22 protein-coding genes are annotated in these 21,853 nt (G+C 66.7%); 12 read left to right on the forward strand and 10 right to left on the reverse strand.

Features of this window, described 5'->3' with window-relative positions:
• Window positions 1-31 precede the first annotated feature (31 nt).
• The 5 genes from HMPREF2581_RS06315 (at window position 32) to HMPREF2581_RS06335 (ending at window position 3,391) form a co-directional block, all read left to right on the forward strand.
• On the forward strand, window positions 32-244 hold the full coding sequence (locus HMPREF2581_RS06315; RefSeq protein ID WP_003096905.1) for a DUF1127 domain-containing protein: 213 nt from the start codon (window positions 32-34) through the stop codon (window positions 242-244).
• A gap of 95 nt (window positions 245-339) precedes the next feature.
• Entirely contained in the window at window positions 340-657 is a 318-nt protein-coding gene (locus HMPREF2581_RS06320; RefSeq protein ID WP_003096907.1) for a DUF2388 domain-containing protein, read from the forward strand.
• Window positions 658-781: 124 nt separating this feature from the next.
• Window positions 782-1,075 (forward strand): DUF2388 domain-containing protein, encoded by a 294-nt coding sequence (locus tag HMPREF2581_RS06325; RefSeq protein ID WP_003110362.1) that lies wholly within the window; start codon window positions 782-784, stop codon window positions 1,073-1,075.
• Window positions 1,076-1,118: 43 nt separating this feature from the next.
• Window positions 1,119-1,436, forward strand: coding sequence for a DUF2388 domain-containing protein (locus HMPREF2581_RS06330; protein WP_031632910.1), 318 nt, complete (start codon window positions 1,119-1,121; stop codon window positions 1,434-1,436).
• On the forward strand, window positions 1,433-3,391 hold the full coding sequence (locus HMPREF2581_RS06335; protein WP_003142120.1) for a DUF7844 domain-containing protein: 1,959 nt from the start codon (window positions 1,433-1,435) through the stop codon (window positions 3,389-3,391). The genes HMPREF2581_RS06330 and HMPREF2581_RS06335 overlap by 4 nt, the downstream gene beginning before the upstream one ends.
• A 107-nt stretch (window positions 3,392-3,498) precedes the next feature.
• Here HMPREF2581_RS06335 and HMPREF2581_RS06340 read toward each other — a convergent pair whose 3' ends face one another.
• On the reverse strand, window positions 3,499-3,918 hold the full coding sequence (locus tag HMPREF2581_RS06340; protein WP_003142121.1) for a GFA family protein: 420 nt from the start codon (window positions 3,916-3,918) through the stop codon (window positions 3,499-3,501).
• Between the two features lie 67 nt (window positions 3,919-3,985).
• On the opposite strand from HMPREF2581_RS06340, the gene HMPREF2581_RS06345 reads away from it, so the two are divergent.
• The 4 genes from HMPREF2581_RS06345 to HMPREF2581_RS06360 all read left to right on the forward strand — a co-directional run bounded on the left by HMPREF2581_RS06345 (window position 3,986) and on the right by HMPREF2581_RS06360 (window position 7,658).
• Window positions 3,986-4,930 carry an AEC family transporter gene (locus tag HMPREF2581_RS06345; protein WP_003096914.1) on the forward strand — a complete coding sequence of 315 codons (945 nt, stop codon included), beginning with the start codon at window positions 3,986-3,988 and terminating at the stop codon, window positions 4,928-4,930.
• The gene (locus tag HMPREF2581_RS06350) at window positions 4,927-5,289 is read left to right on the forward strand and encodes a DUF2388 domain-containing protein (RefSeq protein ID WP_003142122.1); all 363 of its coding nucleotides are present in this window, start codon (window positions 4,927-4,929) and stop codon (window positions 5,287-5,289) included. Before HMPREF2581_RS06345 ends, HMPREF2581_RS06350 begins: the two co-directional genes overlap by 4 nt.
• Window positions 5,290-5,568: 279 nt before the next feature.
• Window positions 5,569-6,873: a CitMHS family transporter gene (locus tag HMPREF2581_RS06355; protein WP_003142123.1), complete on the forward strand. Its 1,305-nt coding sequence runs from the start codon at window positions 5,569-5,571 to the stop codon at window positions 6,871-6,873.
• Between the two features lie 20 nt (window positions 6,874-6,893).
• Window positions 6,894-7,658: a TerC family protein gene (locus HMPREF2581_RS06360; RefSeq protein WP_003110368.1), complete on the forward strand. Its 765-nt coding sequence runs from the start codon at window positions 6,894-6,896 to the stop codon at window positions 7,656-7,658.
• 5 nt (window positions 7,659-7,663) lie between these two features.
• Here HMPREF2581_RS06360 and prfH read toward each other — a convergent pair whose 3' ends face one another.
• The 3 genes from prfH to HMPREF2581_RS06375 form a co-directional block, all read right to left on the reverse strand.
• Window positions 7,664-8,278: a peptide chain release factor H gene (gene prfH / locus HMPREF2581_RS06365; protein WP_003142124.1), complete on the reverse strand. Its 615-nt coding sequence runs from the start codon at window positions 8,276-8,278 to the stop codon at window positions 7,664-7,666.
• Window positions 8,275-9,414 carry an RNA ligase RtcB family protein gene (locus HMPREF2581_RS06370; RefSeq protein ID WP_003142126.1) on the reverse strand — a complete coding sequence of 380 codons (1,140 nt, stop codon included), beginning with the start codon at window positions 9,412-9,414 and terminating at the stop codon, window positions 8,275-8,277. Before HMPREF2581_RS06370 ends, prfH begins: the two co-directional genes overlap by 4 nt.
• Before the next feature lie 367 nt (window positions 9,415-9,781).
• Entirely contained in the window at window positions 9,782-10,582 is an 801-nt protein-coding gene (locus tag HMPREF2581_RS06375) for a type 2 periplasmic-binding domain-containing protein (protein WP_003142128.1), read from the reverse strand.
• Between the two features lie 353 nt (window positions 10,583-10,935).
• Between HMPREF2581_RS06375 and HMPREF2581_RS06380 the strand changes: the two genes are divergently transcribed.
• Together HMPREF2581_RS06380 and HMPREF2581_RS06385 are read left to right on the forward strand one after the other, a co-directional pair.
• Entirely contained in the window at window positions 10,936-12,684 is a 1,749-nt protein-coding gene (locus tag HMPREF2581_RS06380; RefSeq protein WP_003136417.1) for a Na/Pi cotransporter family protein, read from the forward strand.
• Window positions 12,685-12,752: 68 nt separating this feature from the next.
• Window positions 12,753-14,126: a M16 family metallopeptidase gene (locus tag HMPREF2581_RS06385; RefSeq protein WP_003142131.1), complete on the forward strand. Its 1,374-nt coding sequence runs from the start codon at window positions 12,753-12,755 to the stop codon at window positions 14,124-14,126.
• Window positions 14,127-14,131: 5 nt separating this feature from the next.
• Here HMPREF2581_RS06385 and HMPREF2581_RS06390 read toward each other — a convergent pair whose 3' ends face one another.
• Together HMPREF2581_RS06390 and HMPREF2581_RS06395 are read right to left on the reverse strand one after the other, a co-directional pair.
• Window positions 14,132-14,692, reverse strand: a complete 561-nt coding sequence (locus HMPREF2581_RS06390; protein ID WP_003096934.1) for a GNAT family N-acetyltransferase — start codon at window positions 14,690-14,692, stop codon at window positions 14,132-14,134.
• A gap of 142 nt (window positions 14,693-14,834) precedes the next feature.
• Complete coding sequence (locus HMPREF2581_RS06395; protein ID WP_003096941.1) at window positions 14,835-16,124, reverse strand: MFS transporter; 1,290 nt, start codon at window positions 16,122-16,124, stop codon at window positions 14,835-14,837.
• A gap of 374 nt (window positions 16,125-16,498) precedes the next feature.
• Here HMPREF2581_RS06395 and HMPREF2581_RS06400 point away from each other — a divergent pair, with 374 nt between their 5' ends.
• On the forward strand, window positions 16,499-17,539 hold the full coding sequence (locus HMPREF2581_RS06400) for a DUF5924 family protein (RefSeq protein ID WP_003136421.1): 1,041 nt from the start codon (window positions 16,499-16,501) through the stop codon (window positions 17,537-17,539).
• 18 nt (window positions 17,540-17,557) lie between these two features.
• Here the strand turns inward: HMPREF2581_RS06400 and HMPREF2581_RS06405 are convergent, their stop codons facing one another.
• The 4 genes from HMPREF2581_RS06405 to HMPREF2581_RS06425 all read right to left on the reverse strand — a co-directional run bounded on the left by HMPREF2581_RS06405 (window position 17,558) and on the right by HMPREF2581_RS06425 (window position 21,589).
• Window positions 17,558-18,787, reverse strand: a complete 1,230-nt coding sequence (locus HMPREF2581_RS06405) for a nucleoside recognition domain-containing protein (protein ID WP_003096953.1) — start codon at window positions 18,785-18,787, stop codon at window positions 17,558-17,560.
• Window positions 18,788-18,891: 104 nt separating this feature from the next.
• Entirely contained in the window at window positions 18,892-20,226 is a 1,335-nt protein-coding gene (gene gltP / locus HMPREF2581_RS06410) for a glutamate/aspartate:proton symporter GltP (protein ID WP_003096956.1), read from the reverse strand.
• A gap of 712 nt (window positions 20,227-20,938) precedes the next feature.
• Entirely contained in the window at window positions 20,939-21,406 is a 468-nt protein-coding gene (locus HMPREF2581_RS06420) for an inhibitor of vertebrate lysozyme family protein (protein ID WP_003114119.1), read from the reverse strand.
• A gap of 21 nt (window positions 21,407-21,427) precedes the next feature.
• Window positions 21,428-21,589: a DUF1328 domain-containing protein gene (locus HMPREF2581_RS06425; RefSeq protein ID WP_003096961.1), complete on the reverse strand. Its 162-nt coding sequence runs from the start codon at window positions 21,587-21,589 to the stop codon at window positions 21,428-21,430.
• Window positions 21,590-21,853 lie beyond the last annotated feature (264 nt).

Below are 21,853 nucleotides of genomic sequence, written 5' to 3' on the forward strand. Positions count from 1 at the left end.
CCCCCATCCCCGGGATGGGAAGGAACGCACGATGAGGACATCCCCGCACCCGCACGCCGGGAGCTCCAGCGGTCTCCCGGCTGCCCATCCACATCTCGCCGCCCTGCTGGAAAAATTGAATTCCTGGCGACAAAACGCTCGATCGCGCAAGCATCTTGCGCAAATGTCCGAACACGACCTCGCCGACCTGGCGATCAGCCCGAGCGAACGCTACGTAGAGATTTCGAAACCTTTCTGGCGCTGAGCCGCTGGTGACGTGGCGCACAGTTGGTTAGTCTCAGCGTTGACACGGCCGCGCGGATGCGGCCGTCTACGCTGACTTCGTTCGGAGCAACTCACATGAAACGTCTGCGCCTGATCGGTGCCGCTGCCCTGCTCGCCTGCGCCTCCAGCGCGTTCGCCAGCAGCTTCGTGGTCACCACGGATACCCTGGTCCGCGCCACCGGCATGACCTCCAATGCCACTTCGGACATCACCAATTCCTTCCGCGACGACAAGATCGTCCTCGAAGCGCGCGACGACGCCGCCAGCTTCGTCGCCAGCCAGGGCGACATCCGCGGCTCGCACCTGGAAGCCGCACTGCGCCACATCCGTGGCAAGCTGCCGAGCCTGGCCGCCAACGACATGCAACTGGCCCAGGCGATCCTGACCATCTGAGTCGCCCGCCCCGCCGCCGCAGCCGCCCGGCTGCGGCGATAACCCGGCCGACCGGCCACACTGGCTCCGCGCCGCACATTCCGTTAGCCTTGGCGGCTGTTCCAGTCCTATTCCGCTCAACCCCATGCGTTACCGGTTCTCGTTGTTCTTCTGTTGCCTGCTGGCGCCCGCTGCGCACGCCTTCGATACCACGACGGCGTTCACCGCGAAGTCTCTTTACGTCACCAGCAAGCTGACCAGCACGCCGTTCGAGAACAAATTGTTACGCGATGCCCGGGGCGATGCGGCCAGTTTCGTCGCCAGCGATGGCAGCATCCGCGGTGCGCGCCTGGAAGCGGCATTGCGCTGGCTGCGTGTCGCGCACCCCGAGCTGGCGGCCAGCGATCAGGAACTGGCCGAAGCAATTCTTGCCCAATAGGCGATCACCACCGTTCCGGAGAACCTCCATGCGCCGTAGCTCCATGCGTCATAGCCCCCTGTTCGCCGCCCTGCTGCTGGCGCTCTGCGCCACGGCGGAAGCACGCTCGGTGGTCGCGACCAGCAATATCATCGTCCGCGCCCTCGACCGCAGCATCGACTTCACTTCCGACACCACCACTTCCGTGCGCGACATGAAAGTGGTCACCGAGGCGCGCGACGACGCCGCCAGTTTCGTCGCCAGCGACGGCGCCATTCGCGGCGCCCAGCTGGAAGCCGCGATGCGGACCCTGCGCAGCCGTCTGCCGGAAGCCCGCGAAGCCTCCGACCAGGTACTTGCCGAAGCCATTCTCGCCCTGTGAGGAAGGCCTGCGCCTGGCTGCTGGCGCTGGCCCTCTGCGGAGCCGGCAACGCGACGGCGGCCCTGCGCCTGAAACTCGACGCGCCTGAGCTGGACCCTGCGCAGCGCGAGGCCAGCCAGCAACTCTTGGACGAAGCCGCGGACAAGCTGCCGCCGGCCTTCCACGAACGCCTGGACCGCGAGATCGAGGTCGAGTGGCGCGACGACCTGCCCGCCAACGGCATGGGCCAGGCCCGTGGTCCGCAGCGCATCGCGCTGAACCGCAAGTACCTGTCCGATCTTACCGACGGCAGCGCCGCCAGCCGCCAGACCGGGCGCGTGCACGGCACCGAGCGGCGCGAGCTGCTGGCGACCCTGCTGCACGAGCTGACCCACGTCTACGATCGCGCGCGCCTGTGGTCGGCGGAGGAAAAACGCGAGATCCGCCGCTGCACGCGCCAGGAAGAAACCCTCGGCCGGATCGCCCAGCCCACCGATTGCCGCGGGCAGAGCGGGCGCCGCTTCACGCTCTCCGACGACCCGCGCCTGCTCGATCTCGCCGGCTGGCCGCAGCGCGCCGGCCAGCGCGGGCGGCGCGAGGCGCACAATGGCTTCGTACTGCGCAGCCCGGACGTCTACGAGCTGAGCAATCCGCGCGAGTTCGTCGCGGTGAACATGGAGTACTTCCTCCTCGATCCCAGCTACGCCTGCCGCCGCCCGGCGCTCTACCGCTACTACCAGCAACGCTTCGGCTGGGCGCCGGAACACAGTGCCTGTGCGCAGAGTTTCGCCTACCTCAACGCCGGCCGCGACTTCGGCCAGCAGCCGCTGGGCCAGCTCGACCCCGAGCGGGTCTACGAGGTCGACTACCTGCTGGCCGAGGCCAACGACAACCTGGTCAGCCGCTGGGGCCACACCATGCTCCGCCTGGTGATCTGCGCCCCCGGCCGGCCGCGTGGGCCGGACTGCCGGCTGGACCTCGACCAGCATCTGGTGCTGTCCTACCGCGCCTTCGTCGGCGACCTGCAATTGTCCAGCTGGGACGGCCTGACCGGCGCCTATCCGTCGCGCCTGTTCGTCCTGCCGCTGTCGCAGGTGATCGAGGAATACACCAAGGTCGAGCTGCGCAGCCTCGCCTCGGTGCCGCTGAAGCTGGACCGCGAGGAGGTCGCCAGCCTGGTCGAGCGCGCCGCGCAGAGTCACTGGAGCTACGACGGCCAGTACTACTTCATCTCCAACAATTGCGCGGTGGAAACCCTCAAGCTGCTGCGCAGCGGCATCCCCCGGCGACCGCTGCAAAGCCTGGACAGCATCACCCCCTACGGCGTGCTCGAGATGCTGGAGAACCGCAAGCTGGCCGATCCCAGTGTGCTCGACGACCCCAAGGAAGCCCTGCGCCTGGGCTACCGCTTCGACTCCTTCCGCGACCGCTACCAGGCGATGTTCGACGTGCTCAAGCAGCGCCTGCACATTCCCCAGGACAAGGTCGAGGACTGGCTGGCGCTGCCGGCCAGGGAGCGCCAACCCTGGTTCGCCAAGGCCGACCTGCGCGCCAGCGCGGCGCTGCTGCTGCTCGAGCAGGCCTCGCTGCGGCGCCAGCTGCTGCTCGCCCAGGACGAGTTGAAGCGCCTGTACCTCGGCCACCTGGACAAGCCGGCCGGCGACCAGCGCCTGGAAGTGGCCGGCAAGACCTTCCAGCAGATCCTCGACGACAGCGGCTTCCTCAGTCGTCCGGCGGAACTCCTGGAGGGCGGCTACGGCCTGCCGCAGGCCGCCGAGTGGAAGCACCTGGAAGAGCAGACCCGCGAACGCCAGGCGCGCCTGCGCCGGCTCAGCGACGACCTCGACCGCGAGGTCCGCGCCCTGCTCGATCCCGAGCGCCGCGCCGAGCTGGAAGCCAACGAGGCCAACATCAAGGAGGTCGGCGCGCACCTGCGCGAGCTGCACAAGGCGGCCGGCGGGCTGATGCTGCCCTGAGGGAGGCGCCTGCAGGACGCATGCTCCCGGGCGATCCTCCAGCGCCTCGCAGACGGCGGATAACGCTCTGCGTTATTCACCCTACAGGTGCCAGCTCCGGTCTTCGCTCACGGGTCGTCCGCTCCGGCGATGAACTCCTCGTCCTCTTCGGGCAACTGCGGGTCGAGGTGTAGCCATGGCAGGCGGCTGCCGACCCAGATGTGCCGGTTGGCGGGGGCGCGCTCGGGATGGTCGAGGCTGGCCACGGTGAAGTCCAGGGTATCGGCGCTGAGCCGGGTGAACAACGCCAGGTTGGCCCCGCAACGCGGACAGAAGTAGCGCGTGCAGCTGGCCGACGAGGCATATTCCGCCGCTTCGCCCGCCAGCCAGCGGAACGCCGCGCGCGGCACCGTGGCCCAGGTGGTGACGATGCCGCCGGTGGTGCGCCGGCAGATCGAGCAGTGGCAGTGAGCGACATCGTCCAGCGGCGCGGCGACGGCGTAGCGCAGATAGCCGCAATGGCAACCGCCGGTATGGGTCTCGGGCATGGCGAATCCTCCTCGCGGGAGTGCCAGCATAAGCCGGACTTGCCCTGTGCCGCAGCCACCTCGCAAGATGAGCGGATTCCACTATCCGGGGGTGCCCGTGACCGCTCTGCTCTACTCCCTCTGGCCGCTGTTCGCCCTCATCGTCGGCGGTTACGCCCTGCGCCGCTGGGACTTTCCCGGCGAAGCCTTCTGGCCTGCCGCAGAACGCCTGAACTACTTCATCCTGTTTCCCGCGCTGCTGTTCAGCAACCTGGCGACCGCGCCGCTGGACGACCCCGGCCTGGCCCGCCAGGCCCTGGCCGTACTGCTCGGGCTCGGCGTCGCCTGGCTCGCCCTGCTGCTCTGCAAGCGCTGGCGCGGCTGGGACGCCGGGCGCTTCGGCGCCATCGCCCAGGGCGTATTGCGCTTCAACACCTATCTCGGCCTGGCCGCGGTCGGCAGCCTGTACGGCAAGCCGGGGCTGACCCTGGCCGCGCTGATGCTGGCGCTGATGGTGCCGACGGTGAACGTGATGTCGGTCTGGGCGCTGACCGCCGAGCGCGGCATCAGCCTGCGCGCGCTGCTGCTGCCGATTCTGAAGAACCCGCTGATCCTCGCCTGCCTCGCCGGCGCACTGGTCAACCTGGCCGGCGTCGGCCTGCCCGGCGGCAGCGATCGCCTGCTCAACCTGCTGGCGGTGGCCAGCCTGCCGCTGGGCCTGCTGTGCGTCGGCGCGGCGCTGAAACCCCAGGAACTCGGCGGCGAAGTCGCGGCCCTTGGCTGGAACTGCGCGGCGCGGCTGCTGGCGATGCCCCTGCTGGCCTTCGCCATCGCTCGCGGGCTGGGCCTGCCGAGCATGGAAAGCGCCGTGCTGGTGCTGTTCTTCGCCCTGCCGACGGCGCCCACCGCCTATGTGCTGACCCGCCAACTGGGCGGCGACGGCCACCTGATGGCGGGCATCATCACCTTGCAAACGCTGCTTTCCGGCGCCACTCTGGTCGGCGTACTCCTCGTGCTGCAAGGAAGCCCATGACGACAGGACGCGTGGCCGCCGCCCTCACCGCGCTCTGCCTGCTCTGCCAACCGGCCTTCGGTTTCATCAAGGTGTTTCCCGAATTCGACGACGAACCCGGCGCCGCCACCTTCTTCTGGGCGGCCGTCACCACCGTCGGCCCGTTCATCGGCAGCACCATCAGCGCACAGGAGTCCAGCGCTGACGGGGGCGACAAGCTCGTCCAGGCGCGGGACGACGCCGCCAGCTTCGTCGCCAGCGACGGTGCGATCCGTGGCGCGTACCTCCAGGCGGCCTTGCAGGTCCTGCGCCAGGCCCCGGAATACGCCGGGTACAGCGACCTGCAACTGGCCGCGGCGCTCCTCGCGCGGCAGCCCTGATCGACCACATATCCGAAATTACCCGCACGTTTCCCGCCGTTATCCAGCGAAAGCTGCCTGAAAGCTTCCCGCCGTAGCATCCGCCCACCACCGGCAGAAGACCGGTCACGACGGCGCGCCCACGAGACGCCCGCTTACCCGTACAAAAACAACAATGGTGATTGCCATGCCCCGTTCCGCACACGCCTACAGCCGCACTCCGTCCGCGCGACGCCTCCCGCACGCCGCCTGCTGACCGCACGCCGCACGCCCGTCCGCCGTCTTCCCCGGAGTGAACCCATGCTGACCCTGCTCGCCTTCGCCATGGTGGCGACCTTCATGTTCCTGATCATGACCAAGCGCCTGTCCGCGCTGATCGCGCTGATCCTGGTCCCGATCGCCTTCGCCCTGATCGGCGGTTTCGCCGCCGGCCTCGGCCCGATGATGCTCGACGGCATCCGCACCCTGGCGCCGACCGGGGTGATGCTGATGTTCGCGATCCTCTACTTCGCCATCATGATCGACTCCGGGCTGTTCGACCCGGCGGTGCGCAAGATCCTCCGGCTGGTCAAGGGCGACCCGCTGAAGGTCTCGCTGGGCACCGCGGCGCTGGCGATGATCGTCTCCCTCGACGGCGACGGCTCGACCACCTACATGATCTGCGTGGCCGCCGTGCTGCCGTTGTACAGCCGCCTGGGCATGAGCCCGCTGGTGATGGCCTGCCTGATCATGCTCTCCAGCGGCGTGCTCAACATGACCCCCTGGGGCGGCCCGACCGCACGCGCGGCGAGCGCCCTGCACGTCGACCCGGCGGATATCTTCGTGCCGATGATCCCGGCGATGATCGCCGGGCTGCTGGCGATCTTCGCCATCGCCTGGATCTACGGCAAGCGCGAGCGCGCCCGCCTCGGCGAGCTGCACCTGCCCACCGACCACGAGGACCTGGCGGAGATCAGCGTGTCGCAGTATCCGGAGGCGCGCCGGCCCAGGCTGCTGTGGTTCAACGCCATTCTCACCGTGGTCCTGATGGCGACCCTGATCGCCGGCCTGCTGCCGATGCCGGTGCTGTTCATGATCGCCTTCGGCATCGCCATGATCGTCAACTACCCGTGCATCCAGGAGCAGAAGAAGCGCATCGGCGCACACGCCGAGAACATTCTCGCGGTGGTCTCGCTGATCTTCGCCGCCGGGGTGTTCACCGGCATCCTCTCCGGCACCGGGATGGTCGACGCCATGTCCAAGAGCCTGCTGGCGGTGATCCCGCCGGCGCTGGGCCCATACCTGGCGACCATCACCGCGCTGGTGAGCATGCCGTTCACCTTCTTCATGTCCAACGACGCCTTCTACTACGGCGTCCTGCCGATCCTCACCCAGGCCGCCGCCGAATACGGCATCACCCCGGTGGAAATGGCCCGCGCCTCGATCGTCGGCCAGCCGGTGCACCTGCTCAGCCCGCTGGTGCCCTCCACCTACCTGCTGGTGGGGCTGGCCAAGATCGACTTCGGCGACCACCAGCGCTTCACCCTGAAATGGGCCGTGCTGGTGTGCCTGGCAATCCTCGCCATGGCCCTGCTGCTGGGCCTGTTCCCCCTGTTCAGTAACTGACCGAGACGAGTGACCGCTTCATGGAATGGCTGACCAGCCCGGAAATCTGGATTGCGTTCTTCACCCTGACCGCCCTGGAGATCGTCCTCGGCATCGACAACATCATCATGATCTCGATCCTGGTCGGGCGCATGCCGAAGCACCTGCAGCCACGCACCCGCTTCTTCGGCCTGGCCCTGGCGATGGTGACGCGGATCCTGCTGTTGCTGTCGATCACCTGGGTCATGCGCCTGACCGCCGACCTCTTCCACCTGTTCGGCCAGGGCATCTCCGGACGCGACCTGATCCTGTTCTTCGGCGGCCTGTTCCTGCTCTGGAAAAGCAGCTCGGAGATCTACCAGGGCCTGGAAGGCGAGGAAGAAAGCGGCGAGGAACCGAAGGGTTCGGCGGGCGGCTTCATCGGCACCATCATCCAGATCGCGATCATCGACATCGTCTTTTCCCTGGACTCGGTGATCACCGCCGTCGGCATGGTCTCCCACGTGCCGGTGATGGTCGCGGCGATCATCGTCGCGGTACTGGTGATGATGCTCTGTGCCGGCGCCATCAGCGACTTCATCGACAAGCACCCGTCGCTGAAGATGCTCGCCCTGTCGTTCCTCATCGTGGTCGGCACGGTGCTGATCGCCGAAGCCTTCGAAGTCCATGTGCCGAAGGGCTACGTCTACTTCGCCATGGCCTTCTCCCTGGCCGTGGAGGCGCTGAACATCCGCATGCGCGGCGCCGCTGCGCGCAAGCGGGGCGAAGAGCCAGTGAAGCTGCGCAAGGAAGTGCTCGGCGACTGAGCCGCTCAGGCCGGCTCGAAACGCTCGCCGCGGAATACCCGGCGAGCCGCGCCGCGACTGATCCGGCCGTGGGCCTGGCGGCGCTCCGCGCGCAGCGCGTCGGCCGCGCTGCTCGCCTGGTCCGCGAGGCGCCGGGCGATCAGCAGGATCGCCAGGCGTTTGTTGGCGTGCTGGCTACGCTGGCTCTGCACCCTGACGCTGATGCCGCTGGCCAGGTGGGTGGCGCGCACCGCCGAGTCGGTGGTGTTGACATGCTGGCCGCCGGGGCCGGAAGAGCGCAGGGTCTCGAAACGGATCTCGCCCTCCAGGCTGGCCGGCGGCGCGGCGAAGCGCTCCGCGCCGATGAACCAGTTCTTGCGCGCATGCCTCGCCCGGTAGGGACTGGTGCAGATCCACTGGATACCGCCGCACCAGTGCTCGGCGAGCGCTTCGGCGGCAATGCCGCGCAGCCCCAGGAGCAGCGAACGCCAGGTGCGCGGACGCTCGCCGGCCACCTCCTCGAGCACCTCGACCTCGACGCCGGCTTGCGCCGCCTCGAGGCACAGCCGCTCGAACGCCTTCGCCACCGCCAGGCAGCATTCCGCCGGGCCCTGGGCCGCGGAGAGTTGCAGCAGGATCATCGGCAGCACTCCCCACGGGTCTTGTAGGTCAGCACCGGCTTCAGGCGGGCGACCAGGCGCAGCAGGCCGGCTTCGAGCAGCGCGCCGACCACCGAGTCGATACCCTTGTAGGCTTCCGGCGCTTCCTCGTAGATCAGCTGGCGGTCGCCGCAGATCACCCGGCTACCAAGGCGCGTGCGGCCCAGCTGGTCGACGCTGAAGCGCGCCGCCAGGCGTTCCCGGCACTCGCCGCGCTGCCATTTGCGACCGGCGCCGTGGGCCAGGGAGAACAGGCTCTGCGCGCTCGGCACGGGCTCCACCAGGTAGCTGTAGTCGCCGCGCGAGCCGGGGATCACCAGCACACCCTGGTCGGCCGGGGTGGCGCCCTTGCGGTGCAGCCAGCCGTCGACGCCATCGACCTGTGCCGGCGCCACCAGGTTGTGGTTGACGTCGAGCAGTTCCAGGCCGTCGCAGCGCAAGCGTTCGAGAATGCGCCGGGCGATGAGCTGGCGGTTACCCTCGGCGAAGCGCAACGCATCGGCGTGCCGCGCCAGGTAGGCGGAAGCTTCCAGGCTGCCGTCGAGCAGGCCGGCGTGGCCGTGCAGGCTGACATGCTCTTGCAGGATCGCCTGGCCGAGCCCGCGCGAGCCGCTGTGCACCAGCAGTTGCAGGCGATCGGCATCGAGGCCGAGGGCGTGCAGGGCAGCCTGGTCGAACACGGTCTCGACCTGCTGTAGTTCGGCGAAGTGATTGCCGCCACCGATCGTGCCGAGCGCGCGCCAGTGCTCGCGGGCCGGCAGCTCCAGGGCTTCGATGCAATCGTTCCAGGTCTCGTCCAGCGGCAGGTCGAGATTGCCCAGGCGCTTTTCCAGTTTGTCCGCCGACAGCTTGCCGGGGGCCAGGCCGGTTTCCCACAGGGCCATGCCACAGCCGATGTCGTTGCCGACCAGCGCCGGGTAGAAGCGGCCGACGGAGAAGAACGCCGCGCCGACCGGATAGCCGCGACCGGGATGCAGGTCCGGGAGACCGACGACGCGGCGCATGCCGTCCAGTTCGGCGGTGGTTTGCAGTTGCTGGATCGCCTTGCCTTCGATCCAGGTGCTGTCCGAGGCGATCAGTGCGACGCCCGCGGACAAAGGCTTGATGTAGTTGCCCATAATCCAATCCATGTGATTGAAACGGTAGATCCGGGGGGCAGACCGAAGCCGAGCGGGCACTCGCGGAAGGGCGAAGGGCGTCTAACGGAGAAGTGAAAACCTGGGGAGCGGTGACCGCGGCAGCCGATGACCTCTCGCCGGAAGCTTGCGCGGACGCAAGGGCGGGAATCGTTCAGCGGTGCAGGGGGTCGAGCGGTAGGTTTCGGTGGCCGTTAGGCCAGGCGCAGCCTGCAAAGGGTAGAGAACTGAATCATCGATGTAACCTCCTTTGCGGTGCGTGAGTGGGGGAAATGAAGGGCGAATCCTAGGCGTTTCATTCCCGCCGCGCAAGCCCCGGAAAGGCTCCGCGGTGGAAATGAGCGGCGCATCACTGCGCCGAAAGGGCCTGCACGGCGCCGGGCACCTCGCTGTTCCAGCGCTGGTAGAGCGCCCGCAGCTCGCCGGACGCCGCCATCTGCCGTACCCGCGCGTCATAGACCTCGCGCAGGAGCCGGCCGCTGGCGCTGTCGGCGAAGGTCATGAAGGACTCCTTGCCGGGCGGCAGTTGCGCGATCGGATAGGCATCGGCCGCCAGGTGCGCTTCGCTGCGCTGCTTTTCCAGTTCGTCCGGCTCGTCGAGGAAGAAATCCAGCTCGCCGTTCTGGACCTGCTCGGTGCAACGCTCGGGGCGGACGCACTCGACCAGGGTGAAGTCGCGCTGCTCCGCGGGGATCAGGTTGTAGCTGTGGCGCCAGCCGACGCGCTTGCCGGTGAGGCTGGCGCGGCCGGAAAAGGGCGTCTTCGCCGCATGCATCACGCCGTGGTACTCGATGTCGATCGGCAACTGGGCGTACAGCTTGCCCTCAACGCCGGGGATCTCGCCCGGCACGCCATCGACCATGGAGCCCGCGGTCATCAGCTTGTTGGCGCGGTTCCAGGGCATGTTGATGAATTTCACGTCGAGCCCGTAGGGCGCATAGACCTGCTTCAGCAGGTCCCAGTACAGGCCGCTGCCGTCGGCGTTGGTATAGCCTTCCCAGGCCGGCGCGGCGAAGGTCGCCTTGCGGATGTGCGCCTGCTCCAGGCTATCGCCCAGCGCATCGGCCCGAACCGCCGGCGCTCCCCCTACCCCGAGCGCCAACACCGCCGCCGAGAGGCAGCCACTGATCCCCGCAAATCGCATCCGCACCACTCCTCTGTATCCCTCTAGACCGGGGCTTTTCAAAAGGTGCAAAGGATACCCTTCCTGTCGGCTAATTCCATGGCCTGTGGCGCAAACGCATGCATCGCACGGAAGGCGAAAAAATCCTCGCCGTTTCGCGGCGCGCACGCTTGAATGAAGGGTAGGCGCCCTGCCGCTCGGGCTGCCGGGACGAACTCCCGCGGGGGGCGCCTGTCCAAATATGACGTTCGTGTTACAACTCGCCTGAACGCTGCCTTTCCATCGTGGCCGTTGGCGCCGTTGTCCGGGCTCTGCGGCGCAACGCACGCGGAACCTGGCGCGAGGTTGGCCATTCGTCGTAGTGCCAGGGGGGCCACGCCATGCTGAAACTGCTCGACCTGCTCTCTGCCGTCGCCCTGCTGGTGTGGGGCACGCATATCGTCCGCACCGGAATTCTCCGGGTCTACGGCGCCGACCTGCGGCGCATCCTCAGTCGCAGCGTGGAAAAACGCCCGCTGGCGTTCGCCGCCGGCATCGGCGTCACCGCTCTGGTGCAAAGCAGCAACGCCACCGCCCTGCTGGCCACCTCCTTCGTCGCCCAGGGCCTGATGGCACTGGCGCCGGCACTGGCGATCATGCTCGGCGCCGATGTCGGCACCGCGCTGATGGCGCGGGTGCTGACCCTCGACCTGTCGTGGCTTTCGCCATTGCTGATCTTCTTCGGCGTGATTTTCTTCCTCAGCCGCAAACAGACCCGCCTCGGCCAGCTCGGCCGGGTATTCATCGGCCTCGGCCTGATCATCCTGGCGCTCCAGCTGATCGTCGCCGCCGCCGAGCCGATGACCCAAGCCAAGGGCGTCAAGGTACTGTTCTCCAGCCTGACCGGCGACATCATGCTCGACGCCCTGACCGGCGCGTTGTTCGCCATGATTTCCTATTCCAGCCTGGCCGCCGTGCTGCTTACCGCGACCCTCGCCGCGTCCAAGGTGATCTCGCTGAAAGTCGCGCTGTGCCTGGTGGTCGGCGCCAACCTCGGCAGCGGCATCCTGGCCATGCTCAGCGCCACCGCGCAAAACGCCGCCGGTCGCCGGGTGGCCCTCGGCAGCCTGTTGTTCAAGGTCGCCGGCTGCCTGCTGGTGCTGCCCCTGGTGGGGCCGCTGGCGGACTGGATGGATCACTGGCAGTTCAGCACAGCCGAACTGGTGATCGCCTTCCACGTGCTCTACAACGCCGCGCGCTGCCTCGCCTGCCTGCCGCTGACCAACGCCATGGCCAGCTTCTGCACCCGGGTGATGCCCGACCGTGCCCTTCCCGACGACGTCGCCCGGCCGCGCCATCTCGATCCCGCCGCCCTCGACACGCCGAGCCTGGCGCTGGCCAACGCGGTGCGCGAGACCCTGCGCATGGGCGATACCGTCGAGCAGATGCTGAACAATCTGATGCAGATCATCCGCGGCGGCGATCCGCTGCTCGGCAAGGACATCCGCAAGCTCGACGACGACGTCGACGCCCTCTACACCGCGATCAAGCTGTATCTGGCAAGGATGCCGCGCGAGGACCTGTCCGAACGCGACAGCCGGCGCTGGGCGGAGATCATCGAGCTGGCGATCAACCTGGAGCAGGCCGGCGACATCATCGAGCACATGCTCGCCGCCGTGCAGGACAAGAAGACCTCGCGCAGCCGCTCGTTCTCCGACACCGGCCTGGAAGAGATCGGCACCCTGTACCAGCAGTTGGTCTCCAACCTGCGCCTGGGTCTCTCAGTGTTCCTCAACGGCGACCTCGACAGCGCCAAGCGCCTGCGCCGGGCCAAGCAGCGCTTCCGCCTGCAGGAACGGCGCTACGCCCATGCCCATGTCGACCGCCTGCACCAGCAGGTGGTACAGAGCATCGAGACCAGCTCGCTGCACCTGGACCTGATCAGCGACATGAAGCGTCTCAACTCGCTGTTCTGCGCCATCGCCTACGCCGTGCTGGACAACCCTGACGCGCCGAGCAGCGCGGCCGACGAGGGCGTTCGCCAGGACGAGGACGACTGGGCCGACGAGGTCGACGACATGACCTCGGCGCCGCTGGCCGAGCCAGCGCTCGTCGAGGAGCGTGCGGAAACACGCCGTTCGCGACATTAGCCGTTCTGCGGGTAGGTTCGTCATGAAGCATCCGCTATTCTCGGTATTTTCAGTTCCAGGCTCGGCCCATGCGTTCGTTGTCCACCCTGCTGCTGTTCTGCCTGCTCTGCCCCTGGTCGTACGCCGACCAGCGCAGCGAGGTCGAAGCCTTCCAGCTGGAAAACGGCATGGGCGTGCTGCTCAAGCCCACCGAGCAGCGCCGGCACGTCTCGATCCGGCTGGTGGTGGGGGTCGGTTTCGCCGACTTCTCGTGCCGTGAAAAGCAGCTGCCGCACCTGCTCGAGCACCTGTTCTTCAGCGGCCTGGACGGCGGCGATGAGGCCGACCTGGAAGCCCGCATGCAGGCCCTCGGCGGGCAATGGAACGCCTATACCAGCGAAGGCGACACCACCTTCGTCATCGAGGCGCCTGCCGCCACCCAGCGGCAGGTCCTCGACCTGTTGCTGGACACCATCACCCGCACCGAACTGGACGAGCCGCGCATCGCCGCCGCCAAGCGGGTGATCGAGCGCGAAGGCGGTGGCCATTACTCGCACCTGCAGCGCTGGCTCGACCGCGAGAACCTGGGCCGTGGCGCCATGGACCAACTGGCGGTGGAACTGGGCCTGGCCTGCTCCCAGCGCGCGCCGCTGGCGCCGCTTGGCGCGGAGCAGCTGGAGCGGCTGCGCAGCGACTGGTACGTACCGGGCAACATGACCCTGATCCTGGTCGGTGACCTCGACCCGCGCCTGCCGGCCTATCTGACCCGGACCTTCGGCACCCTGGAAGACCACGAGCTCCCCGAGCGCCGCGAGCTGCCGGCGGCCAACGGGCATGCCGAGGCCAGGCGCACCCTGATCACCCGGCCATTCGGCGAGGGTGCGATGCTGCACTGGATCTATCCGGAGCCGGACGACGCCGACCCGGACGCCATGGTCCTGCTCCAGGCCTATATGAACGACGCGCTGTACGCCGACCTGCGTGTGCGTCGCGGACTCACCTACGGGCCATCGACCGATCGCCAGGTGTTCGCCAACCAGGGCTTCTTCAGCCTCGACGCGGATGTCGAGCGCAGCGACCTGCCCGCCAACGAGGCCGCCCTGCGCGAGTTGCTCGACGGCATCCGCCAGCATGGCCTGGACCCGGTGCGTTTCAAGCGGGTGCAATTCGCCGAGCGCGCCAGGCTGGCCTGGAGCACCCAGGGCAACGCGGCGCTGGCGGACTATTACTGGGGCTCGCTGGCCGACTACGAGGACGGCCATTTCCCCAATGAGGAGCGCCGCCTGGCGAAGGTCAGCCTGCAACAGGCGAACGCGCTGGCGAAGCGGCTGTTCGACGGCGAAGGCTACCTGCGCATCGAAAAGCCGCTATTCGACGACGACATGCTCTACCCATTGCTGCTCGCCGCCGGTCTCCTGGCCAGCGGCCTGCTCTGGTTCGGCCTGCGCCGCCGGCGCGCCTGACCGGACTACAGGGCCAGGCGGTGGATGACCTGGGTCGAGTCGTCCGGGTCGCGCTGGCCGACGAAGCCCAGTGCGCAACACAGGTCGCGCATCGCCCGGTTGGCCGCCGAGTCCACCGAATACATCTGGCGGAAGCCGTTGCGCCGCGCCACGTCGATCAGATGGCGCATCAGCACGGCGTCGAGGCCCAGTCCCTGGTAGTCGTCGGCGATGGTTACCGCGCATTCGCACTGCCCTTCCTCGCAACAGGCGGCGTAGCGGCTGATACCGACCTCGCGCAGCTCACCGTCCTCGTGCACCAGGGCAACGAAGGCCATGCTCTGCTGGTAGTCGATGTCCATCAGTTGGTCGAGCAGCGCCGGGCTGGCTTCCTTGATCTCGCCGAGGAAGCGGAAGTGGCGGGTCGCCGGGGACAGCCGGTTGATGAACTGGCGTTCGCGCTCCCGGTCCTCCTCGCGCAGGGGACGGATCAGCACGTGGCGGCCATCGTCGAGGGACTCGACCCAATGGTCGCCCTCTACCGCCGCGAACGCGGAAGACCGGCTGGCATTTTGTACATTGGACATGATGCGATCTCCAGGAAGGGAAGGAAGTCGGTACAACCACTTCCTTCCTGTCTACGCGGTTTGGCGCAGCTCCGGTTGATCGACATCAACGCCGCCGCCGCAGCCCCGGCGGGAGCCGACGCACGGCATGCGGCGAAACGCCTCAGGCGTTGGCCAGCTCGGCCTCGGCGATCTCCTTGCCGCGCCGGCGGAACAGCACCAGGGTGGCGAGCAGCCCCAGCAGCGCCGCGCCACTGAGCCAGATGCCCGGGGCCGCGCGGTTGTCCAGGGTGTGGATCAGCCAGGTGCAGACCGCCGGGGTGAAACCACCGAAGGTCGCCGTAGCCAGGCTGTAGGCGAGGGAGAAACCGGTGGTGCGCACGTCCGCCGGCATCACCTCGGTCAACGCCACCACCATCGCGCCGTTGTAGCTGCTGTAGAGGAACGACAGCCACAACTCGACGCCGAGCAGGCCGGCGAAACTCGGCTCGCGGACCAGCCAGGACAGCGCCGGGTAGGCGGTCAGCAGTGCCAGCGCGGAGGCACCCAGCAACAATGGCTTGCGCCCGATGCGGTCGGAGAACGCGCCCATCACCGGCAGCCAGATGAAGTTGGACAGGCCGATGCACATGGTCACCAGCAGGCTGTCGAGGTCCGACAGTTGCAACTCATTCTTGCCGAAGGTCGGCGTGTAGGCGGTGATCAGGTAGAACGATACGGTGGTCATCACCACCATCGCGGTACCGGCCAGCACTACGCCGAAGTTCTGCCCGATGGAGCGCAGCACCTGCGACAGCGACGGTCGGTGGGTGCGCGCCTCGAACTCCGGCGTTTCCTCCAGCGAGCGACGGATGACGAACAGCGCCGGAACGATCAGGCAGCCGATGAAGAACGGTACGCGCCAGCCCCATTCGCCCATGTCCTGCGGGCTCAGCCACTGGTTGAGGAGCACGCCGAGCAGGCCGGCGAAGACCACCGCGACCTGCTGGCTGGCCGACTGCCAACTGACGAAGAAGCCTTTGCGTCCTGGCGTGGCGATCTCCGACAGGTAGACCGAAACCCCTCCCAGCTCGACGCCGGCGGAAAAACCCTGCAGGAGCCGGCCGAACAGCACCAGCAACGGCGCCGCCACGCCCAGCGTGGCATAGCCGGGAACGAAGGCGATCAGCAGGGTGCCCATGGCCATCAGGCCGAGGGTGATGATCAGGCCCTGGCGGCGGCCGTGGCGATCGATGTAGGCGCCCAGGAACACCGCACCCAACGGCCGCATCAGGAAGCCGGCGCCAAAGGTGGCGAGGGACAGCATCAGGGAGGCGAACGGGTTGTCGCCGGGGAAGAAGGTCTTGGCGATGGCGGTGGCGTAGAAGCCATACACCATGAAGTCGTACATCTCGAGGAAGTTGCCACTGACCACACGGAAAATGGCGACGCCTTTGGATTTATTAGAGGCCATGGGACACACACTCAGGCAGACACGGGGAAGCGGTCCATGGCGGCGTCGATGGCCACGCAGGCGGGTACGTCATCCATCGACCGAGTTGTAACCATATGTGTAAAAACTCCTGTCGAACAATCTAAAATTGCCCGAAAGGTGCGAATTGAAGGGGTTTGAAAGGCTGCCGAAAGCTTCGCGACCATCGGTCGGGAAAGCGACGCCTTTTTCCCTGGTCGCCCTCCGCGAAAGGAGAGCGGAGCCTCTGTCGGGCGAAGGAAACATTCGCCGCGCGGTAGCTGTCCTTCGTTCATACCCAGGAAACCCGGCCGGGGTTATGCTGCGCGCCCCGGCCGGCTGGCCGAGCAGATCCGATCGAGAACCCGCTGTTCCCCATGCCCAACCAACAACGCCCCATCCTCAAGGCCCGCCTGGAGCAACTGATCGCCCTGGTCGGCGGCCTGATGGCCCGCTATCCACGCACCATCGCCCTGTTCGGCTTCTGTTCGGGCGTGTTCAGTTTCATCATGGTCGACCGGCAGAAGGGCTTCGCCCAGGTACTGGCAATCATCATGCTGGTCAGCTGGGTCTGGTTGATCCTCGAGAACCTCCTGCGGGAGACCTTCGCCCGCCGCTTCGGCTGGGAGATCCCGGCGCCGCTGCTGCGCTACGCGACCCAACTGATCCACCAGGAAAGCCTGTTCTTCGTCCTGCCGTTCTTTCTCATCACCACCACCTGGAACAGCGGTCAGGCGCTGTTCACAGGGACGCTGGCCGCCGCGGCGCTGATCTCCATCACCGATCCGCTCTACTATCGCTGGCTGTCCAGGCGTCGCTGGGTGTTCCTCGCCTACCACACCCTGACCCTGTTTGCGGTGTTGCTGACCTCGCTGCCGATCCTGCTGCACCTGACCACCCCGGAAAGCTACCGGTTGTCGCTGGGCATCGCCGTCGTGCTGTCCTTCCCCAGCCTGCTCGTGACCTTCCCGCTACAGCACTGGTGGCGCGGCTTCCTGCTTCTCGGCCTGACCCTGGCGGTAGGCCTGGCCGGCTGGTTCGGCCGTACCTGGGTGCCGCCGGCCACCCTGTGGCTGACCGAAGTGGCGGTGAGCAGCCAGTTCGACGACCAGAGCCGCACGCCCGGCGACAGCCTGGAGCAGGTCGGCGCCAGCCAGTTGCGCAGCCAGGGCCTGTTCGCCTATACCGCGATCAACGCGCCGCGCGGCCTCGACGAGCGCATCTATCACGTGTGGATGTTCAACGGGAAGGAGTTCGACCGCATCGCCCTGGATATCCACGGCGGCCGCAAGGAGGGCTACCGGGCCTGGACCCACAAGCAGAACTTCCCCGGCGACCCGGTCGGCCACTGGCAGGTGAAGGTACTCACCGAGGCCGGACAGATGATCGGCACCCTGCGCTTCGACGTCACCCAGTGACGTCGAAGCCTGGCGACCTCAGGCGAAGAACCAGTAGCACACGCCGATGGAGGCGATGACCCCGGCCAGGTCCGCGGTCAGCGCGCAGCCCACCGCGTGGCGCGCGCGCTGCAGGCCGACCGAGCCGAAATAGACGGCGAGCACGTAGAAGGTGGTCTCGGTACTGCCCTGCACGGTGGCGGCGACCAGCGCCGGGAAACTGTCGACGCCGTGGGTCTGCATGGTCTCCAGCAGCATCGCCCGCGCCGCGCTGCCGGAGAACGGCTTGACCAGCGCGGTGGGCAGCGCCTCGACGAAGCGGCTGTCCCAGCCCAGCCCCTCGACCGCCCAGCGTATCCCGCCGAGTACCACTTCCAGCGCCCCGGAGGCGCGCAACACGCCAACCGCGCAAAGCATTGCGACCAGGTACGGCAACAGGTTCCTGGCGACGTCGAAACCTTCCTTCGCCCCCTCCACGAAGCTCTCGTAGACCGGCACCTTCTTCAGCGCGCCGACGATCAGGAACAGCACGATCAGGCTGAACAGCGTCAGGTTGCCCAACAGCGAGGACAGCTGCGCCAGCGCGGTGGCCGAGAGCGTGCCGAGCACCGCCATGAAGCCGGCCAGCAGCAACGCGCCGGGGATCAGGTAGGCCAGCACCACCGGGTCCCACAGGCGCAGGCGCTGCATCAGCGCCACCGACAGCAGGCCGGCCAGGGTCGAGGCGCTGGTGGCCAGGAGGATCGGCAGGAATACCAGGGTCGGATCGGCCGCGCCCTGCTGCGCGCGGTACATGAAGATGGTCACCGGCAGCAGGGTCAGGGACGAGGCGTTGAGCACCAGGAAGAGGATCTGCGCATTGCTCGCGGTGGTGCTGCTGGGATTGAGCTCCTGCAACGCCTTCATCGCCTTCAGGCCGATCGGCGTGGCGGCGTTGTCCAAACCCAGGCCATTGGCGGCGAAGTTCAGGGTGATCAGGCCGATCGCCGGATGCCCCGGCGGCACTTCCGGCATCAGCCGACGGAACAGCGGACCGAGCAGCACCGCCAGGCGCTCCACCAGACCGGCCTTCTCGGCGATGCGCAGGAAGCCGAGCCAGAGCGTCAGGGTGCCGAACAGCAGGACCATCACCTCGACCGCCAGCTTGGCCATGGCGAACAGGCTCTCCACCATCGCCGCGAACACCGTCGCATCGCCGCCGATCAACCAGCGCGCCAGCGCGCTCGCCGCCGCCACCAGGAAAAAACCCAACCACAAGCCGTTCAGCATTCAGAATCCCCCGCGTTGCGCGGATGATAGCGGCGCAGGCGGTGCCGGCGCCAGAAACGCCGAGGCCCCGGACGATGCCGGGGCCTCCTGGGCGGGAAGCCGCCTTATTCGAGGGTGGCCTGCTTGCCCTTGGCTTCGCCGACCGCCTGCCGCAGGTGCGGCAGCGAATCCCAGTAGCGCTGGCCCTTGGCCGCGTCGTACATGCCCTCCCACTTGGAGATGACCAGCACCGCGAGGGCATTGCCGATCACGTTGAGGGCGGTACGCGCCATGTCCATGATGCGGTCCACGCCGGCGATGAAGGCCAGGCCCTCGAGCGGGATGCCGACGCTGCCCAGGGTGGCGAGCAGCACCACGAAGGACACGCCCGGCACGCCGGCGATACCCTTGGAGGTCACCATCAGGGTCAGCACCAGCATGATCTGCTGGCCGATGGACAGGTCGATGCCGTAGAGCTGCGCGATGAAGATCGCCGCGATGCTCTGGTACAGGGTCGAGCCATCGAGGTTGAAGGAGTAGCCGGTGGGCACCACGAAGCTGCTGATCGCCTTCGGCGCGCCGTAGGCTTCCATTTTCTCGATGATGCGCGGCAGCACGGTTTCCGAGCTGGCGGTGGAATAGGCGAGGACCAGGTCGTCCTTGAAGATGCGGATCAGGCGCATGATCGAGAAGCCGAACATCCGCGCGATCAGGCCCAGCACCACCAGGGCGAAGAAGACGATGGCCACGTAGACCAGGATCACCAGCTTGGCCAGCGGCAGCAGCGAGGCGAAGCCGAAGTTGGCGACGGTCACCGCGATCAGGGCGAAGACACCGATAGGGGCGTACTTCATGATCATGTGGGTGACCTTGAACATGGTCTCGGAAACGCCCTGGAACACCTTCACCAGCGGCTCGCGCAGGTCGTTGGGCAGGCTCGACAGGCCGAGGCCGAACATCACCGAGAAGAAGATGATCGGCAGCATCTCGCCACGGGCGATGGCGGCGAAGACGTTGGAGGGAATCAGGTTGAGGATGGTCGCGATGAACGCATGGTCATGCTGCACTTCCTGGGTGGTCTTCTGGTACTGGGAAATGTCCACGGTACCCAGGGTGCTCATGTCGATGCCGGTGCCGGGCTGGAACAGGTTGGCCAGCAGCAGGCCGACGACGATGGCGACGGTGGTGACGATCTCGAAGTAGATGATGGTCTTCAGGCCGATGCGGCCAAGCTTCTTCGCGTCGCCGACGCCGGCGATGCCGACCACCAGCGAGGAAATCACGATCGGCACCACGATCATCTTGATCAGACGGATGAAGATGTCGCCGGCCGGTTGCAGCACGTTGGCGATCCACCAGGCCTTTTCGGCGCTGAAATGGTTGAGCACTGCGCCGACGGCGATACCGAGTGCCAGACCGATCACGATCTGCCAGGCGAGGCTTAGCTTGGCTTTACCCATGTTTCGTCACCCTTAATTCTTGTGGAAGTCGGGAGTCGCTCCAACGGGAGAGTCGCTCCCGACAGGCGAAAGGGCGCAATGATTCATGCGCTCCCCTACCCCGTCTAATGCCGTAAGTGACTGCCCCATGCCGAATCGGCATGAGAAATCACTAATGAAACGTCCGTCCCACAGGAAATTGCCCTTGATTTTCGTACAAGAACAGGGAGCGGAAGGCACTCCGTGCAAGGCCCGGGAGCCTCGTGCCCATCCTGGGAAGTTGAAAGTCGCTCATCATCGCTGCGATGGATGGTCGCAGGACACGCAACGCCGTCCGGCACGCCATCGCCGGCTGTGGATAAGCGGCACTCTGTGGATAACCGCGCGGTAAAGCCCTTCTGGGAGGGCGCCTCGGAACGCGCGGGTGGTCGATTGTAAAACGACTCAGCCATCCACAGGCATTGATCGATATCAGGGAAGTTCGCGGAGTATCGGTGCGGAAGCCGACGCTCCGCCGGACGGCGGAGCGTCGTACCCCTTCTATATATAGAAGCGCGCCGGAAGGCAGCGAGACATCGGTGGCTCCCCTCCGGCGCGTTTTCGCCTGGCCCGACCCCGAAGGAGGTACTCCCTGTACCCCTGGAACCCGCCGGATCGACCTCACCCAGCGCATCCCGGTCCCCTGGCCATGCCCCGCTGCGGGCGGGGCGGTGTCACGCAAGCCCGTTCCGCCTCAGTACCAGTTCGGATCGGCCTTGAGTTGTTCGTCGAGGATCTTCTGTACCGCCGGCTCCGGCTTGCCCAGCCAGCGGAAGCTGGCGTGCTTGCTCGGCGACTTGTCCTGCGGCAGCCCTTCGGGCACCTGCACGTAGAGCCCGTAGGCATGACTCTTGTCCCAATCGAAGGCGACCAGCAGGCGCTGGCCCTTGCAATCGGACTTCTCGCAGAGACCGCCAACCAGATACTTGTCGCCCTGGTCGTCGACGGCATGCATCGGCGTAGCGGTTCCCGAGAGATTCATCACCCAGTCGGGCAAGCGGCTCTCGTCTTCCACCAGGTTCTGCCAGGCCTTGCGGTATCCGGCATCGGTGCTCTGCAATTCGTTCAAGCGGTATTCGCCGTCCCTGTCGGCCGCCACCGCCAGCGAACTGGCGGCGGCACCGAGCAGCAGTGCGTTCATCAGGTTACGCATGAGTCGCATCGCTTTCTCCTTGGCATCCGGCTAGCCGCGACGGCGTCCGAAGAAGAACGAGACCACGAAGAGCACCAGGAACAGCACGAAGAGGATCTTCGCGATTCCGGTGGCGGCACCTGCGATGCCACCAAACCCGAGGACGGCAGCGATGATGGCGATGATCAGAAAGGTGATAGCCCAACTAAGCATGATGTTTTCTCCTGTGTGCCTTCGGAACTGTCGGTACCGCCTCGGGGCCGGGCCCATCGGGGTAGCGAACCGGCCTGTGTCCATTTTTTCTTCAGGGAGACCGTGACTACCTCATTGCACGCCCCATGCCAGCCTTTCTGAAAAATAAAAATACTTTTAATTCAATAAGTTATAAAACAACCCAGGTATTCTGCGCAGTTCATCCTGCACGACGCGACAAATTATTCCGGGCGTTTTGCACGATCGGCGCGGTACGCTGTCACA

Source organism: Pseudomonas sp. HMSC057H01, assembly GCF_001836405.1.
GTDB classification, from domain to species: domain Bacteria; phylum Pseudomonadota; class Gammaproteobacteria; order Pseudomonadales; family Pseudomonadaceae; genus Pseudomonas; species Pseudomonas aeruginosa.